The following is a 17,500-nucleotide window of genomic DNA, read 5'->3' as shown; positions in this document are numbered from 1 at the left end:
TGCCATCCCCGGCTCGGGCGTCCTTGCCCTCAAGCATGTATCCATTGATCTAACGGCTGTGATTCGTTATACGCCAGCCAAAACTCCCACGGTGGAAGTTTTGGCTGGCCTTATTGCTATCGACCGCCAATCATCGCTCTCCCTGCGCTGCGCAATCCCAGCGATGCCTCTGCCTGCGGCGCCGGTTATTTGATGTCCGCCGCCTCCCCCGCCCGCCAAAGCCCCGGAATTAGTCTTTTTCAATGCCTGTTGCCAGCCGGAGCGCTGTCTGTTTCCAGCCTTTCCTCACAAGGGCTTTGCCGTGCCGCTGTCGTCGTCCACAGCAATAATAATTATTATTAGAGGACCGGTTTTCTGTGGGCAGATAGAGCAACGTCAGCAACCACAAGGCTTGCGCCCTGTTCGAACGGCTAACGATAAACTGTTAGTTCGGTGTGGATGATTTTGGCCGCCGGTGAATAAACACACAGTTCTTCACAATTTCTGCGCATAAACCTGTGGATAACCCGTTAAAAACGCGCTATTTATTTGAATTTAAATGACAATTTCGAGCTGTATAATTTTTATACAGCCCAATGCTCCCACCCCGGCCGGACTGGCATTGAGGCGTCGGGATTCGCCTCCCAGCAATACCGTAATATGAAATGATATAGTATGATATGAAATAATATCATATCATACCAACAAGACCATGCACGAACTCAGCACCCCCGAACTCTACAAGGCTTTGGAATACGCCAAAAGCGTCGACGAAGAAACCGGCAAATCGATCCTGGACCAATTCCAGATTGACCAGCCGGCATTGGCGCAAGCGATCTTCGCCATCTTTCCGAACTTCGTCGCCGAACAAGATCAGGACATGGCCTATCTGTTCATGGACTTATGCTTCGACGTCATCTGCGTTTTCCAACACGCTTTCGGGGAAACGCCCAAGCAAAACGAGCTTAGCGGGGAGTGGATGGAAAAACAGGCCGCCCTGCTCGACGCCGAGTTGCAATCGCTGATCGCCGAAAAAACAATGGACCCGAAGATGCGGGCCAAATTGCAGGAGCGTTTCTCGCAGCGCGCGGCCGATGAAGTGACCCAGACGGGACTGGTGAAATTCATGAACGACGCCATCGATGATTTCGCCTCCGAAAGCCCAAGCCGGGTTCCGGCGATCAAGATCACCCAAACCATGATCTTTGTAGTGATCCGCTTGTTCAGCAATCTGTACAGCACGGCGGCTAAAAAGTAGTATGATATGATATGGTATGATATGATATGATATCATTTCATACCATATCATACTAAAGACGCTGACATGGATTTACTACGCTTAGGAGTCGGTCAGAGGTTCGATCACGATATGCCGGCCGAAGGCATGAGCATCATGCTGGCCAGCGGCAGCCCCTTGCTGACCTTCAACTTTTCGCTGACCGAAAAGCAAATCGCCGCGTTCCTGAACGGCTCCACCTCTTTCGGTCTTGCGTACGAACATGACGTCTTGTTCTTCCTGTTCAAGATCGACGGCTTCCTGGATTGGTCCGACCTGGCCTTCACCATTCATCTGGCCGGCGACGAAGCCATAGAAGACAATTCAAGCTACCTGCCCTTTCATTTGCTGCTGGTCGATTCGGCTACCTCGATCATCCAGGGCATCCGCATTGTCACCGCCTCCCCCGATTTCAGGCGACTGCTCGCCCGGGCCACCGTCGAGCAAGCCGAAAAACCGTTCGACACCATCGCTTATTACCGGACGATAGGCGAGCTTTACAAGACTTACCCGACAGCCCATTCGATGCTCAAAAAAGCACGACTCATGGAGCGGGGCGGATTGACACTGCCTGATGATCGAGATTAAAAACAGTATGATATGATATGATATGATTTCATACCATACGATATGATATAGGATGATATAATATGATTATTTTAATTGGCGGCGAGAAGGGCGGCACCGGCAAAACCACGCTGGCGACGAACCTGGCTGCAATGCGCGCCTTGACCGGACGCGACGTTCTGTTGATCGATACCGACCCGCAGGGCAGCGCGAATTATTGGGCGCAGAGTCGGGACGAGGAGAACATCACTCCGCGGGTGGCTTGCGTGCAGAAATTCGGCAAAGGCCTGGCGGCGGAAGTCAAGGATCTCGCGACGCGCTACCAGGACATCATCATCGACGCCGGCGGACGCGACTCGATCGAACTCAGGTCGGCGTTAGTGGCCGCCGAAAGAGCCTATATCCCCATCCAGCCGTCGCAATTCGACATCTGGACACTCGACCAGATGGATACGCTGGTTGAGACAGCCAAGGGCTTCAACCCGGACCTGCAAGCCACCGTCGTGATCAGCCGTTCTTCGACCAACCCGTCCGTTCATGAATCCGACGACACCGGAAAACTATTGGATGATTTCGACAATCTCGAACTGGCCGACGTCATCATCCGCGACCGCATCGCGTATCGAAAAGCGGCCAAAGACGGCCAGGCTGTAGTCGAATTGAAGCCCAAGGACCCGAAAGCGGTTAGTGAGATGGAAACACTGTACAACGAGGTATTTGCCGATGAGTGAATTGAAAAGCAGACCCCCGACTAAAAAGACGTCAGACCTGGATAATTTTTTAACCGGCGCCGAAGAGAAAACGACGCCGAAGGCCAAACCGAAACGCAATGCCGCTTATCCATGGGAAGCGGAAAGCGTGCGCGAGGACATCATCAAGGTCTATAACCTGAGACTGTCCGAACCTTATTTGCTGAAACTGAAATACATCGCCGAGCACACGCCGGACAGCATGCAGAAGTTTTGCCTAGCCGCTGTCGAGAAAGAAATCGACAAGAAAATCAAGGAGCTGACTAAATGATATGATATGGAATAATATCATATCATACCATATCATATTACTCCTGATCCCCGTTATGTCGATGGCGGGGGATCTCGGCCAAATTCACGGCCATCTTAATCCTGAACCGAACAGCATCACTTTCATCGGCGAATCCCATCAGCGCCCGGAATCGGTTAGGCTGTTTCGCTCGATGATCAATGAACATTTGAAGCAGGGCGACTGCCTGACCGTCGCGCTGGAGATCGCCAGCAATCAGCAGGACACGATCGAGAAGATCGGGCGAGACGGTGTGACGGCAGCCGATATCGACATTGCGCCGGCGATCGATCATCAAGCTTACCGGGACATGCTCGACAGCTTGGCGGCGCTGCGCAATGCCGGTGCCTGCCTGAGTCTGGTCGCCATCGACGCTGGATTTGGTAACAAGATGCGGCGTGACGAATGGATGGCGATGCAGCTGGCGAAGCGGGCAGGGGAGACACCTATATTGGTTTTACTCGGCAATCTGCATACGCTGAAACGGGTGAACTGGGACCCGGCGATGGTTGAATATTCACCGTATGCGGCAGAAATTCTGGCGTCAGAGGGCGAAAACGTCAGGTCCTATTCGCAACTATGGGCGGGAGATTGCGCAAGCCAAGCCCGATTTATTGAGCCTGATTCGCCGGAAGCATTGGGGCTGCTGAACCAACATCTGATTTCATTACTCAACGCCTTCGACTATCAAACGGCGAGAGGCGTGGTCGATGGAATCATCGCCTGGGAATGCGACAAACGGCCGCGCGGCAATTAGCCACATTCCGCAAATCCAGAACGGAGACTAGGATATAACTCACCCGTTGTTACGGTTAAGGTCAAATACCCTTCTCCGCGTGCGGCTCCTTAGCCGCATTTTTTTTGGAATTTTTCTTTACCGCTTCCCATCGGCAAACCGACAACAAACCGCGTCAGCGCCAAAAGGCAGCGCACCCTACAACGCCTCGACCTTTGCCCTGCCGAACAGAAACCATCCAGCTACGCCCAATTCGCTCTTACCTGCCCCTGACCGCCGCAAGGCTTAAAATTGAATAGGCTGATGATTTAGGCACCTTTTTTAATCAGTGATACAGTCAGCCTTTTTTGCTCAAAAAGGAGGAGTTATGTATCGTTGTTTATGGTTTGTATTTCTACTGTTTACATCTTTAGCAATCTACGCCCATTCCGGCGGCACCAACGCCGAAGGCTGTCATACCAACCGCAAAACCGGCGACTATCATTGCCACAAACCGAAAAAAGCAGTGCACTTGAAAAGGGTGGCGGCATCAAATCCGCTCCCCCGGCAAGCATCTATTTCCCAATCAAACAGACTGCTCCGCCTGGACTACGAAGGCTTTACGATCTGGCTCGATTGCGAAAAAAAGGGGGCGGTGAAGTTTCGCTATAACGCCCAGCATGACGCCGGCAGCCATAAGCGCAGCAGCCGGTTTTTCCTGGACCCATCCGTTCCGGTCGAGTGCCAGCAAACCAGCGCTAGGGCTTACGGAAAACGCTATGACCGTGGCCACCTGGTGCCGGCCAACCACCTCGACCACTCCAAGACCGCGATCAAGCAGAGCAACACGATGACCAACATCCTGCCGCAGGCCGCGAACATGAACCGGGGCGCCTGGTTGATGACGGAAGAGATTGTCGAGTGCTACCGAGACATCGACGAGCTGCTGGTGATCGGCGGCGTGATCTGGGGCGACAATCCCGCCGACGACTATTTCATCCAATCGCACGGCGTGAGGACCCCGGCAGCGTTCTGGAAAGTAATCGTCCGCGGCGGCGGCCAGAACGAGCGGGCGATTGCCTGGATCATGCCGAATTCACAAGAGGCGAAGCGCGGCCAGCTGGATCGCTACCTGGTCAGCGTCGACGAAATCGAGCGGGCCACCGGCGAGACTATCCCGGTGGCGGACTACGCCAAGCACGACAGGCCGTCCAGGTCCTGGATGATCCCAAGGGGCTGCAACAAAGGTTGATATTGAGAAGAAGGGGGTGAAAGCAAGGTGTAATTTTAAATGATAATTATCATAATTATGTAATTATCATATTTACACTTTACAAACTGTAATAAGCTGCTATACTGTTATCTAACCCAACCCTATCAGGAGCACACCATGGCTGCCCCCCGACTGACCGAAGAAGAAGTACACGCCGCCTGCGCCGACATCGCCGCCCAGGGCGAAAGCCCCACCGCGGTCAAGCTGCTGGACAAGCTGGGCCGGGGCAGCCTGACGACGATCACCAAGTACCTAAACACCTGGAAGATGACCGGAGAGGCCCAGGCCTTGGACATCGAGTCGCTGCCGGCCGTTATTCAGCTGCCGGAAGAGCTTTCCAAGGACGGCGAGGATCTGCTGAAAAAAATCTGGAACATCGCCAAAGGCATTGCGGATGCAGAGCTGGATGTCCAGCGGGAGGCATTGAAACAGGCGGAAAAAGACAATCAGGCCAGGGTCGAGGAAGCTTTTGCCTTTTCCGAAGCCCAGTCGATGAAAATCGAGCGTCTGGAGGAGCATCTGGGCGACATCAATGCCCAGCTGGATGAAAAAATCCGGGAGCACAATCAAACGGTCAGCGACCTGATTGATGCTGGGAAGGTCAACGTCGGTTTAAGCAAAGACAACGAACAGCTTCAAAGTGAAGTCGAGGCGCTAAAAGAACGAATCGCCGAACTGGAAAAACGCGACAAAGCGGCCGAGGCGGAACGGAAAGCACTTCAGGACAGTCATGCCATTGAGTTGAAAAGGAAGGACGCCGAAATCAAGTCGCTGGACATGCAGGTCCACAAGCTGCAAACTTCCTTGGATACCACCGTCAACGCCAACGACAAACTGAAATCGGACATCAAAAGCAAGGCTTCCGAGCTTTCCGCCTGCGCAGTTGAACTGGAGAAGCTGGGCGTTCGCTATGAATCCACGCTAACTGACCTGAAAGCGGCCAGGGATGAGCTGAAAGAGGCCAAGAAAATCGCTTCTCAGGCCGAAAAACAAGTCGCGAACCTGGAAGGCCGGCTGGAGGTTTATCAATCGCTGGGTGCGTCGAGAAAGAAGTCAGATGAAGCAAAGTAGTCTAGTTCCATCGATCATTTCCTCCCGGCTGGCCGTTGTCGGAACCGCCGAATTTCAGCGGCTGAACTTGAGCCCGGAGGAAATCAGGATCTACCTGACTGTAAAAGAAAGGGCCGATTGGCCGGAACGGATGCAAAAAGTGATCCCTGATTTGGGCGATCTGGAGGTCGACGAGGAGGAGCTTTGACGGGCAATATGACGACAAATTGATCGTTAATCAAAAATTCCTCCCTTTCCCTTTTTTGTTTTTTCCTTTTTTAATATATTTTAAGGGCGTTTTTGGTCAGTAAAATCAAGGCCTGCAGCGCCGATATGACGACAAATTGATCTCTATATGACGACAAATTGATCGTTTAACAACGACAGATTGATCGTTACATGACGACAAATTGATCTCATATGACGACAAATTGATCGTTGAGCGCTCTATAAATCTTGGATTTGCTAGTGAACCCTTGATTTTAAAGGCCTGCAGCGCCGATATGACGACAAATTGATCGTTGGTTCTTTGGATATGACGACAGATTGATCTCATACAACGACAAATTGATCGTTACATGACGACATGGCGGTTTATTTGTCGTTGTTTTAGCATTGAATCGGGTGTATAGTCAGACAACACTTATTTGATGTCGTTATATTCCCTTGGAAAAGCCCGCGTCCTTGATCGTTGTTAAATCCAACAAAGTCGTCGAGGCCAGCTATCTGCTGAGCCTGTCGGAACAGCGCGTGTTGCTGGCGTGCATCGCCCAGATTGATTCCAGGGAGGAATTGACAGAGCAGTATCAATTCGAAGTTTCGGCCGCCGAGATTGTCGACCTGGCCGGCCTGGACAGCTTCACGAACGCCTACCGGGACCTGAAGAAAGCGGCGGAAAAGCTGTACGACCGCAGCGTGGTCATCAACGATCCCGATCCCGAAAACCCCCAGATCACCGAACGCAAGACCCGCTGGATCAGCAGCATCGATTACATACCGGGGGAGGGCAAGCTGGTGCTGAACTTCGCTTCCGGCATCATTCCCTACCTGTCCAGGCTGTCGAAGGAGTTCACCCAGTACAAGCTCAAGCATGTCGCCCGCTTCGAGAGCATCTATTCGATCCGCCTATACGAATTGTTAGTGCAATGGAGCTCTGTCGGCGAGCGGGAAATCGAGGTCGAGTGGCTGAAAAATCAGTTCCAGGTCGGCGACAAATACAAGCGACTGGGGGATCTGAAGAAGCGGGTAATCGATCCGGCCATCGAGGAGATCAACGCGCATTCCAACCTGTGGGTTAAATACGGCCAGCGCAAATCCGGCCGAACGGTGACCCATTTTCAGTTCCAATTCGGCATGAAAGGCCAGCCGAAGGAGAGGAAGCAACTGACCGAAGAGGAAATCGACCGGGCGGCCAGGCCGGGCGAGACCAGGGCGGCGGTGATCGCGCGTTTGACCGGCACATCGGTGGCGGAATTCGCCAAGCCCGGGGACACGTTTGATCAGGCGCTGGCGAGGAAGCGGGAGTTGGCTGATGTTAAGAAGAAGTTGAGGTAAGGGGGGCGGGGCGGGTTACGACCCAAATCGGTCTTTTATCACAATTGTTTGAGTGACTGGTTATTGTTGAATAGCAGGCAATCGATAAGATAAGAAGAAACCCTATATCATCCAATACGATAAGATATACCGTTAGCGTTTTGATGGTATACGCTGAATTTATTGCCCAGAGTGAGGTAATCATGGATGATATACAGAAAACTATATAATTACTTGTTAGGCGCACGTAGCGCATAGGGACACAGATCGATGAATACCAGCAGGTTATCGTTCAAGGCAGTCTTTTTGCTCATTTTGTTGAGTGCTGCATGTGCCTCTGTACCACCGAACGCAGACCGGGAAGAGGGACAAGCGGCCATTACCTTAAAAACTTCTGACGCAGATATAAAGGAGGCACGATCAGCCTTTGACTCCAAAGATTATGCAAAAGCAATCCGCCTTTTGACACCTCTGGCCGAACAGGGAAACCCTAGAGGACAGTATGCTCTTGGTATAATGTATGCGGAAGGCCGCGGCGTGAGCAAAGATTATTCGGAGGCGATGAAGTGGTTCCGTAAATCCGCCGAACAGGGAAACCCTAGAGGACAGTATGCTCTTGGTACAATGTATGCGGAAGGCCGCGGCGTGAGCAAAGATTATTCGGAGGCGATGAAGTGGTTCCGTAAATCCGCCGAACAGGGAAACCCTAGAGGACAGTATGCTCTTGGTACAATGTATGCGGAAGGCCGCGGCGTGAGCAAAGATTATTCGGAGGCGATGAAGTGGTTCCGTAAATCCGCTGAGCAAGGGTACCCAAAAGGACAGGCTGTTCTCGGCTGGATGTATCACAGTGGTTCGGGTGTGGATGAGGATTATTCGGAGGCGATGAAGTGGTTCCGCAAAGCTGCTGAGCATGGATATCCGCCTGCTCAGACAGCGCTTGGAACAATGTATGGCCAAGGACAAAGGGTATCACGGGATTATTCCGAAGCAATGAAATGGTACCGCAAAGCTGCTGAGCAGGGATATCCGCCTGCTCAGACAGCGCTTGGAACAATGTATTATGGCCAAGGACAAAGGGTATCACGGGATTATTCCGAAGCAATGAAATGGTATCGGAAAGCTGCTGAACAGGAGTATTCAGATGCACAATGGAGAGTCGGCGCTATGTATGCGAATGGACAAAGCGTCTCCAAAGATTATGCCGAAGCTGAGAAATGGTTTCGAAAGGCTGCATCGCAGGGAAATCCACATGGAGCACTTTGGTTGGGTCGTCTGTATATCGAAGGATGGGGTATAGGTCAGAACGTTGCTGAAGCAGCAATGTGGTATAAGTTAGCTGTTGACAAATTTCGAAAGGCTGGTTTCCCTGTAGAGAGATTTGAAGATGCGCAAGGCACGTCGGCCTCAGCACTGCTTCTGAAAGCTGTGGCCTATCCTCCAGAGGCATTAGCTATGAGTTATCTCTGGGTGAAGAAAATGTTGCACTTCCTTCCCGCCGTGGACGCAGGAGCCACTATTAATCTTCCGGACAAAACAATAACCAAAAGCAACGTGGAGGAATACCGAGGCAGATACGAGAAGCGGCTCTCGTTATACGGGGAAGCGATCAAACAGAGAGGTTATAAGACTATTTCCGGGGCATATAAAGGCGAGACCACCGAGTCATGTGCGAAAATCCAGTCGGCTTGGGTTGGCGTCATACACGAGCGGAGCCAGAGCGGGATTGAGATAGAGCAGCACGGAATAGAGGCGCAAGTTGTTATCAGGGTCACGCACGAGGGCAAGGAATTGAGCCTCAAGAATGAGGCTGCCATCGCAGAATCTGCTATTTCCGTGCTTGATGCGATGAATTCGGATTACTTTTTTCGGGGTGAGATTAAAGACCAAGCGATCGTTATCAAGCCCAATCTGTCGGTACTCGATAAGTGGCCCAAGTGGGCCGGCCCACCGAGCCGGAGTGATCTTGAAAACTGCACAATTACTCTTAAGCCGCTCTCGGCTGATTCCGGAAGTGAACAAAGGGGACAGATTTATTTTCCGTCTGTTGAGTATGATGGGCATGCCTAACTTGGCAATGCACCGGAGCCGCTAACGCGGCCCGGTGATCTTCCCTGTTATGAATGAGCAATTACAGATGTAAACCAGCCATTCAAAAAAACGCCTCGACAGGCTGGTATTGGCCGCAACCAGCTACTCAGCAAATGGTACGATGGGATTGTGATCAAATTAAAAATTGTCAGATCGGGTCTCGCTAATACAGATTATTCTATTTTTAACTAACATATATATATTTATTAGTTAAATTAGCAATTAGGATGTCAACGTTTTTGTAGTGCCTCCAATTCGCCCAGTTGCCGTTCGATATCCCGCCGGTATTCAGCGATCGAATTCACCAGGTCGACGGTGGCTAACGTGTCGGCCGTGGCCGAATGCGCGGAACCTGTCCATGATATGCCGGCTATCGATGTCGCGGTCGCCAGTGAAATTGAACCGTAGCGGTTCGTGGAGCCGAAGGCCTTGGCCGCAAGGTACATCGCGCACCTGGTTTCGATCACCTCCCACCAGTCCGTGGTTTCGCCGAAGGCCGCGCATGTTTGCCATACTATCCGGGAGTCGAATTCGGCATTAAAGATCACGACAGGCCTACCAGCGACCAGCTCTTTGACCTGATGGGCAATTTCGGGCCAAGCCGGCGCCGATGCCAAGGCGGCTTCATCGATGCCGTGTATTTCGGCGGCTCCATCTTCGATAGGGACGGTCGGTTTGATTCGGGTTTCGAGGTGGATGCGGCCGGCGGCGTCCGCCAGGGCCAGTTCGATAATCTGGGCGTTATAACCGAGACCGGTGGTTTCCGTGTCGAGAAAAAGCGGGTCTTCGTCAAGCCAGGCGCATGCGATTTCGCCGGCCCGCGCTTCGTTGCTGCGGAGTTTCGCCTTTAGCCCGGATATTTCATGATAGGAACGGGCAAGTTTGTTGATATTTGATAAAATTCAGTTGCTTATATTGAATTTAACCAACAACTTGCCCATGACAAATTGTACTCCAGCTCAAATAGAATTTCCTCCCTTAAAACGCCGCAAAATAGAGGCCCAATTCAGCGGAGGCGCTATCACCAGTGATGGCGGCGTACTGTTGTTAAGATCGGTTGATCAGCAATTACGATTAACTGAACGGATTGCTAAACACATCCCTGATTACCGAGACCCTAGCAAAATCCAACACTCGCTTGTCGACTTGTTGCGACAAAGAGTTTATGGCCTAGCCTGCGGTTATGAGGATTTGAACGATCATGGCGCGTTGAGAAACGATATTGCCTTGCAGACAGCGGTCGAGCAGGATCGCACACTCAGTAGTCCATCGACCTTGTGCCGGTTCGAACAGCAAGCGGACCGGGGGTTGATGTGGCGGGTACATGAAGAGCTGCTCACACAGTTTATCGCCTCTTATGAGACAGCGCCGAAATCTTTGATCCTGGATTTCGATGCCACCGATGATCCGGTTCATGGCGAACAGGACGGACGTTTTTTTCATGGCTACTATCGGCACTATTGCTTCCTGCCGTTGTATGTCTTTTGCGGCCATCACTGCTTGGTCAGTTATCTACGTCCCAGCAATATTGATGGCGCCAAGCACAGCTGGGCCATTCTGGCTTTGTTGGTCAGGCGCTTGCGTCAGGCTTGGCCGGACGTTGACATCACGTTTCGCGGCGATGGCGGTTTTTGTCGCCATAAAATGCTGAGTTGGTGTGAGCGGCATCGCGTTCACTACATCGTCGGTTTGGCCAAAAATAAATGCTTAACGCGCTTAAGCCAACCCTGGATTGAACAAGCCCGGCAACAGTTCCAAAGCGAACAGCAGAAACAGCGTCTCTTTACCGATTTCGACTATAAAGCCGGCACCTGGAAACGCCGACGCCGTGTCATTCTTAAGGCCGAACACATGAGCCAGGGAAGCAACCCGCGCTATGTCGTGACCAATCTGGACGGCGATGCACAAAGCCTTTATGAACAAGTTTATTGCGCTCGCGGCGAGATGGAAAACCGGATTAAAGAACAACAATTGGATCTGTTTGCCGATCGCACCAGTTGCAGCTTATGGTGGCCCAATCAGTTTCGTTTGCTGTTATCCACCTTGGCCTATACGCTGATCCATGCGATTCGCCGAATCGCCCTCAAAAACACCGAACTGGCGACAGCCACTTGTGCCACTATTCGCCTGAAATTGTTTAAAATCGGCGCCGTCATCATTCGTAACACCCGTCGTATTCGACTGCTGTTCAGCAGTCAGTATCCGTTTCAATCCCTGTTTCAATCCGTTTGTCAGCGCCTGTGCCCTGATTAGTACAAACAGAGTGCTGTGCCCGGCACGCTGATAAACAATGGGGTAAGGGGAAGTTGCGCCTGAAAAACGAAAATCAGTTATTAATTGCCATCTTTATCCATCGATTCCTCAACATTATCGGTTTTCCAAAATTAATTTGGATGTTGGAGCTGCTTTCTGGGGCTGGTGAAATATCCGGGTTAGGGCCAGGGCTTCTCTGGCCCGTTTTTGCTTCTCTGTCGGTTCGCGTCGCTGGATGGTACGGATTGGCACGCAGTCGGCTATCCGGTAAACCCCGTATTTTCGTCCATAATCGTTTTTATAAAACTTGATGGGAATGGCGTCGGGTTTGGGTTTCATCCTGAATTCATCCCGCAATCGCCCCTTGGAAAAGCATTTGTCGGCTGCGATCGCCTCTTCTCTGGCTTTTTGTAGTTCGTTGTCATCCATTGTGAATTCAGAGATAAATCAATCGGTCAACTTGAAATCTATTTTTCGTCTGCAGACCAATGATATCAAGGGTTTCAGAGGAGTGCCGGGACAAACCGTTCTTTTGGTTAATTAACCCCAATAAGCCACAAACGTCTCTTTGTAGTTTATTCCTTCAAACAATTCGCACATCATCCTTGTAATTTAAAATATATATTTTTAATATGCAAGGATGATAACACGAAACAAACAGCAACAATTATTGCAGGCGCTTAACCGGCAGGCAGCGGTCGCATTGATCGGACCCCGACAAGTGGGCAAAACAACACTCGCCTTAGAGATCGCAAATACCCGGAAAGCGGTTTATTTGGACCTTGAAGCTTACGAAGACCGGGAAAAACTCAAAGACCCCGTATTGTTTCTGTCTAAGAATGAAGGGAAACTCGTTATTCTCGATGAGATTCATCGTATGCCGGAGCTTTTCCAAACGTTGCGGGGGCTTATCGACCGGGGTCGCCGGAAAGGCTTACGCTCGGGCCGGTTTTTAATTTTGGGATCGGCTTCCATTGATTTGCTTCGACAATCAGGAGAAACCTTAGCCGGACGCATTGAATATATTGATATGGGACCGCTGAATATCTCCGAAACCAGTGCCGAAGGTAACGATGATCCGGAAAAGTTATGGGTCAGAGGTGGCTTTCCGGATAGTTACCTGGCCGCTAACGATCAGGATAGTTATGCTTATCGGCGCAATTTTATCCGGACCTATCTGGAAAGGGATGTACCGCAATTCGGGCCGCGTATCCCTGCCGAAACGCTTGAGCGGTTGTGGATTATGTTGGCCCATAGTCAAGGGCAATGTTTGAATGCATCCCGCCTCGCCGGGAGTTTGTCTATTTCTGCCCCAACAGTCAGTAGCTATATTGATTTATTGGTTGATCTTTTACTGGTGCGACGCTTGCCGCCGTTTCATAGCAATGTAAAAAAACGCCTGGTCAAATCACCGCGTATATTTGTCCGCGATAGCGGTATTACCCACGCCTTATTAGGACTCGCCGATTATAATCAACTTTCAGGGCATCCCGTCTTTGGGGCCAGTTGGGAAGGCTTTGTCATTGAAAACTTACTTTCAGCCGCACCCGATAGAACGGCGGCATCTTTTTACCGTACCTCAGCAGGGGCGGAAATTGATTTGGTTTTACAACTATCCGGCGGCGAAACCTGGACTGTTGAAATAAAAAGCGGACTAACCGCAAAACCGGAAAAAGGGTTTTATCATGCCCTTGAGGATATTAAGCCTGACCGGAGTTTTGTTGTTTATGCCGGAAAAGACCGTTATCCTATGACAGAAGAAACCGACATCATCAGTCTGCTTGAATTAGTGCAAGAATTAAAAAACAACGTTCATAACCAATGAATATAAATCGGCTCTATCTGGAGAAACGTGATCCCGATAGAAACATGCAACGGTTTTACGCAATGCATGTGACCCAAACAATCTTCGGCGATTGGGCTTTGATCCGTGAATGGGGCCGGATCGGATCACCCGGCACGATCCGGGAAAACTGGTTCGATACAAAAAAAGAAGCGCTTGAAGCCGAATGGAAGTTACTCAATCAAAAAATCAAGAAAGGTTACTCAAAAAATTCTTCGTCAGCGCTTTATAATTTTACACCATAATAATTTAGTGCGGACACCATTAGGAAATAGCAGATCACGGTGATTGTAATTGAAAGCTGAAGTTTCCTAAAAACGCCTCAAGCCACCATGCGTAACAACACCGCGACCAGCGAATTTTTCATGGGATTGGTGGGTTTATGGCAAAGCCTATCAAAATCTTCACTCAGTGAGGCTTCGGCGATGAGGCGCCGGACATCGGAAAAGGCGAAACTCGTCCGCCCCTTGACCTTGTGCCGACGTTGCGGATCCGCTTTGATGCGATCGGCGTACATCCAGGTGACCGTGGTGGCCATCATACAGAAATGCAGGTGGTTTATCACGGCCTGGGCATTCCGGCTCTGGCATTTTTGACTGCCAATGTCTTGCTTGAGTTCTTTAAAGCCGGACTCGATCTTCCAGCGAGCGCCATAATATTCGATGACCTGGGTGATCGACAAGTCGAGATCGGTCGTAAACAAGGCGACCCACTGGGTTTTACGAAACACCCACACGACCTTGATGGGGCATTTTAAGGTCTTCAGCATGACGGTTTTCTCAACCGCCAGTACTTCGCGTACTTTGCCATACAGGTTAACCTGATAGGCAGCAGTTTGCTGCCGGAGCGCGTGCGCTCGGTCGGTCACGGTCCCCAGACGCTGGCCGTATTTACGGGGGCGTCCGCGTGTCTTGGCATCGGCGGACCGGGCGTCGGGGAGCGCATAGAGCACCTGGTTGCTGCGCAATCGGGATAACAGGTGAAAACGTTCGCCTACCGTTTGGCGCACCGGCTTCCATAACCCTGATTCCCAAACCAGCTGTCGGTGACCGCCAGCATTGGTGTCGAAGCAAAGTGACCGGCGACGGCGATTAGCAATTCCGCCGCTTGCGTGAGTTTGCTTTGAAACGGCGCGACTGGCCTTTGATTTTGGCGGTTTCCTTTTGTTCGGCGATCATGTGACGGGGTAAGTAAAACGAAAGCCCAAAACAAACAGGCCCAACGACCTTTGACCTGCTTCAGTAAGCCGATCGACACCACATTTTGCGCCCAGGGTAACGGCTTTGATTCGCTTTGGCGGCATGATCGAAAATCGACGCGCAGCCGAAAATGTGTTGACCCACTTTGAGGTTGATAAAATCGTCCAAGCCAATCAATAAGCGGCCATCGGTCGTGGGGACGGAATCAATCCCACAGCGTCGTCCAAAGCCTTTCCCAGGGCAGTGTCGACGAAGCCATGAAGGTATAGAACCGCTTTTGCTTAATCTCGATCCCGAACAAAGTCTCCAAGGCCCGCCATAAATTAGACGACATCGATGAGGTAAACGGAACAATCACGGCGAGCAGCGTGTAGACAAACAAAGAAGCTCGCTCCCGTCCCAGATCAGTCTCGGAAAAATGGGCTTGGAGAGGGCGGAGAAGATCGCGTAAAATGAACATGAATGAGGCCCTTTTGTTTGTGTAATCAATGATTTAGAAACCAATATTATACTACAAAAGGCGACCTCATTCACCCATAAGCTATTGTTTTTAATGAGATTCGCCATAGCCTAACAATCAATATTAGAGTCAGCTAATGTTTAAGCTGAATATTAGCATTATCTGATATTCTTGCCCTCAAAAAATTGGGAAACTTCAGATTGAAAGGCCAAGGCTAATATAAAAATTCAATCCATACTTCAACAAATGTGGCAGTACCAGAAATAAAGCCAATGATGGGAGCACTAGCCAAAATACGTTTGATGCCAGAGAGCCAACCTTGCTTACATCCTTTGTATCGATATAGAGCCAAAGCATCGCTAACACTGACACCAAAGGAAGGGGTAGAACAAGCAGTCGTGTCACCAGCCGCCATTTGAATCTGTCGAAAACATCCGGCGGCAGGGCTGAACTGCTTTATACTAACCGGAAATGCGATGCCCCCATCGGCCTTTGCTGACACTTCGCTCCTCTGAAAGCCGACGTACCGGATCACCGTTTCTTTGTAGCACGAATCACAGCTACCGACCCAATACAGACCATTGAGCCATAGGCTTTAATGACTACAATAGAGTTTCCTCAAAAAGTTATCCGGTAATCATGCTGTAACCGGGATCTGTAAAAATCTCATGGTCTGGATTGAGCCGTATTTCAGAAATGCCCCCGCTAGTCCTACATTGCCACCGAAGAAGGCTGGTTATATTTGGCGGTGGTCATTGACTTGTTTTCCAGAAAGGTGGTCGGCTGGTCGATGGATAGTCGGATGAAGGCCAAGCTAGTCAATGACGCTTTATTAATGGCTCTGTGGAAGCGCAAACCGGAGAAAGGGCTTGTCTGGCTACCGATCGCGGCAGCCAGTATGCTTCTGATAGCCATCGCGCGATTTTAAAGGAGCATCATGTCATTCAATCGATGAGTCGTAAAGGAAACTGCTGGGATAATAGCGTGTCCGAAAGTTTTTTTCATACCTTGAAAACGGAATTGACCCATCATTGTCGATTTAAAACTCGTGAAGAAGGTAAGCAGGCGATTTTTGAATATATCGAGGTCTTTTATAATCGAGAACGCCTTCATTCTGCCAATGACTATTTGTCACCGGTGGACTACGAAATACAGCAAAAAGCTGTGTAACAATGTGTCCGGAAAAGTGTTGACACATCACCGTGGCGCTGACTCTCATGAAAAATTCTCTACCAATGCCAGCTCACGAGCGTCCCAATTGGCTTTGATCTCCAGAATTGTTGGCATGATATCCATGAATACCTCTACCAGTTGGCTATCAAGATGGCTTCCGGCATTCTCATTTAAGTAGTCCTGTATCTTGGCCAGTGACCAAGCCTCCTTATAGGGACGTTTCATCGAAAGGGCGTCAAATACATCGGCAATGGCCACTATGCGCGCCGATTCAGGAATCTCCATTGCCGACAGGCCATTGGGATAACCTGTACCATCCCATTTTTCATGGTGATTCAGCGCAATTTCCGCTGCAAGTTGAAATAACGGAGCTTTACTTTGTTTGAGGATCCCATGCCCTATGCTGGAATGGCTCTTCATGATCTTCCACTCTTCCTGATCGAGTTTTCCTGGTTTTTTTAGAATAGCATCGGGGATGCCGATTTTACCGGTATCATGCATCGGCGCGGCCAGTTCCAGCAGGTTACATCTTTCCATGTCCCAGCCTATAGTCTCGGCAAGAACCCGGCTGTAAGCCGCCATGCGCCAAATATGGACGCCGGTGTCGGTATCGTTGTAATGGCCTGCTTTGCCAAGCATATGGATCGCATCGTGATAACTTTCTTTAAGCCTGTCGGCTCGCACCAGCGACAGGTGAGTTTGTACTCTGGCCTGCACGATCGGTACCGAAATAGGCTTGGTGATGTAATCCACGGCGCCGACCTCGAACCCCGCCTTTTCGTCGATTTCCTGTGTCATTCCCGTCACGAATATGACAGGAATATTCTCGGTGTCGGCATCACGCTTGAGTCGTCGACAAACCTCATAGCCATCCATGTCGGGCATTTGGACATCGAGCAGGATCAGTGCAGGACGATGCTTGGCAACGGCATACAGGGTTTCCTGACCACTACGGGAAAAGACCAGGGGATGATGCTCTTTCAGCGCCATGCGCAGGATCCCTAGGTTGTAAGGCTCATCATCGGCGCATAGAATCGGGCTGTTTATCAT

General features: G+C 50.6%; 17 protein-coding genes and 2 pseudogenes. 14 read left to right on the top strand and 5 right to left on the bottom strand.

Annotated features, from left to right (window positions below):
* Positions 1 to 691: 691 nt before the first annotated feature.
* The 10 genes from Q9L42_RS00250 (at position 692) to Q9L42_RS00205 (ending at position 9,501) form a co-directional block, all read left to right on the top strand.
* A complete protein-coding gene (locus Q9L42_RS00250) occupies positions 692 to 1,237 on the top strand; it encodes a hypothetical protein (RefSeq protein ID WP_305910326.1) in 546 nt (181 codons plus the stop codon).
* A gap of 66 nt (positions 1,238 to 1,303) precedes the next feature.
* Positions 1,304 to 1,843, top strand: coding sequence for a hypothetical protein (locus Q9L42_RS00245; RefSeq protein WP_305910325.1), 540 nt, complete (start codon positions 1,304 to 1,306; stop codon positions 1,841 to 1,843).
* A gap of 62 nt (positions 1,844 to 1,905) precedes the next feature.
* On the top strand, positions 1,906 to 2,553 hold the full coding sequence (locus Q9L42_RS00240; RefSeq protein ID WP_305910324.1) for an AAA family ATPase: 648 nt from the start codon (positions 1,906 to 1,908) through the stop codon (positions 2,551 to 2,553).
* The gene (locus Q9L42_RS00235) at positions 2,546 to 2,842 is read left to right on the top strand and encodes a hypothetical protein (protein WP_305910323.1); all 297 of its coding nucleotides are present in this window, start codon (positions 2,546 to 2,548) and stop codon (positions 2,840 to 2,842) included. The genes Q9L42_RS00240 and Q9L42_RS00235 overlap by 8 nt, the downstream gene beginning before the upstream one ends.
* Before the next feature lie 55 nt (positions 2,843 to 2,897).
* Complete coding sequence (locus Q9L42_RS00230; protein ID WP_349431007.1) at positions 2,898 to 3,617, top strand: hypothetical protein; 720 nt, start codon at positions 2,898 to 2,900, stop codon at positions 3,615 to 3,617.
* Positions 3,618 to 3,963: 346 nt separating this feature from the next.
* The gene (locus Q9L42_RS00225) at positions 3,964 to 4,827 is read left to right on the top strand and encodes a DNA/RNA non-specific endonuclease (protein ID WP_349431006.1); all 864 of its coding nucleotides are present in this window, start codon (positions 3,964 to 3,966) and stop codon (positions 4,825 to 4,827) included.
* A gap of 138 nt (positions 4,828 to 4,965) precedes the next feature.
* A complete protein-coding gene (locus tag Q9L42_RS00220) occupies positions 4,966 to 5,919 on the top strand; it encodes a DNA-binding protein (RefSeq protein ID WP_349431005.1) in 954 nt (317 codons plus the stop codon).
* Entirely contained in the window at positions 5,906 to 6,106 is a 201-nt protein-coding gene (locus Q9L42_RS00215) for a hypothetical protein (protein WP_305910378.1), read from the top strand. The genes Q9L42_RS00220 and Q9L42_RS00215 overlap by 14 nt, the downstream gene beginning before the upstream one ends.
* Before the next feature lie 458 nt (positions 6,107 to 6,564).
* A complete protein-coding gene (locus Q9L42_RS00210; protein WP_305910377.1) occupies positions 6,565 to 7,452 on the top strand; it encodes a RepB family plasmid replication initiator protein in 888 nt (295 codons plus the stop codon).
* Between the two features lie 249 nt (positions 7,453 to 7,701).
* Complete coding sequence (locus tag Q9L42_RS00205; RefSeq protein WP_305910376.1) at positions 7,702 to 9,501, top strand: tetratricopeptide repeat protein; 1,800 nt, start codon at positions 7,702 to 7,704, stop codon at positions 9,499 to 9,501.
* 251 nt (positions 9,502 to 9,752) lie between these two features.
* Here the strand turns inward: Q9L42_RS00205 and Q9L42_RS00200 are convergent, their stop codons facing one another.
* Positions 9,753 to 10,241 (bottom strand): 3'-5' exonuclease, encoded by a 489-nt coding sequence (locus tag Q9L42_RS00200; RefSeq protein WP_305910388.1) that lies wholly within the window; start codon positions 10,239 to 10,241, stop codon positions 9,753 to 9,755.
* Positions 10,242 to 10,461: 220 nt separating this feature from the next.
* Between Q9L42_RS00200 and Q9L42_RS00195 the strand changes: the two genes are divergently transcribed.
* Entirely contained in the window at positions 10,462 to 11,775 is a 1,314-nt protein-coding gene (locus Q9L42_RS00195) for an IS1380 family transposase (protein WP_305910375.1), read from the top strand.
* 114 nt (positions 11,776 to 11,889) lie between these two features.
* On the opposite strand, the gene Q9L42_RS00190 is transcribed toward Q9L42_RS00195, so the two are convergent.
* Positions 11,890 to 12,204, bottom strand: a complete 315-nt coding sequence (locus Q9L42_RS00190) for a hypothetical protein (RefSeq protein ID WP_305910374.1) — start codon at positions 12,202 to 12,204, stop codon at positions 11,890 to 11,892.
* Positions 12,205 to 12,415: 211 nt separating this feature from the next.
* Here Q9L42_RS00190 and Q9L42_RS00185 point away from each other — a divergent pair, with 211 nt between their 5' ends.
* Together Q9L42_RS00185 and Q9L42_RS00180 are read left to right on the top strand one after the other, a co-directional pair.
* Positions 12,416 to 13,600: an ATP-binding protein gene (locus tag Q9L42_RS00185; RefSeq protein WP_305910373.1), complete on the top strand. Its 1,185-nt coding sequence runs from the start codon at positions 12,416 to 12,418 to the stop codon at positions 13,598 to 13,600.
* Positions 13,597 to 13,863: a WGR domain-containing protein gene (locus Q9L42_RS00180; protein ID WP_349431004.1), complete on the top strand. Its 267-nt coding sequence runs from the start codon at positions 13,597 to 13,599 to the stop codon at positions 13,861 to 13,863. The genes Q9L42_RS00185 and Q9L42_RS00180 overlap by 4 nt, the downstream gene beginning before the upstream one ends.
* A gap of 77 nt (positions 13,864 to 13,940) precedes the next feature.
* Here Q9L42_RS00180 and Q9L42_RS21395 read toward each other — a convergent pair.
* Positions 13,941 to 15,277 (bottom strand): annotated as a pseudogene (locus tag Q9L42_RS21395) (IS701 family transposase).
* 214 nt (positions 15,278 to 15,491) lie between these two features.
* A complete protein-coding gene (locus Q9L42_RS00165) occupies positions 15,492 to 15,779 on the bottom strand; it encodes a hypothetical protein (RefSeq protein WP_305910370.1) in 288 nt (95 codons plus the stop codon).
* 207 nt (positions 15,780 to 15,986) lie between these two features.
* Between Q9L42_RS00165 and Q9L42_RS00160 the strand changes: the two are divergent.
* Positions 15,987 to 16,447: pseudogene (locus Q9L42_RS00160) on the top strand (IS3 family transposase); the annotation flags it as partial.
* 45 nt (positions 16,448 to 16,492) lie between these two features.
* Here the strand turns inward: Q9L42_RS00160 and Q9L42_RS00155 are convergent.
* Positions 16,493 to 17,500 carry a response regulator gene (locus Q9L42_RS00155; protein ID WP_305910369.1) on the bottom strand — a complete coding sequence of 336 codons (1,008 nt, stop codon included), beginning with the start codon at positions 17,498 to 17,500 and terminating at the stop codon, positions 16,493 to 16,495.

This window comes from Methylomarinum sp. Ch1-1 (assembly GCF_030717995.2).
Classification (GTDB): Bacteria; Pseudomonadota; Gammaproteobacteria; order Methylococcales; family Methylomonadaceae; genus Methylomarinum; species Methylomarinum roseum.
The sequence above is the reverse complement of the archived record's forward strand: the minus strand, read 5'-3'. Positions and strand labels throughout refer to the sequence as shown.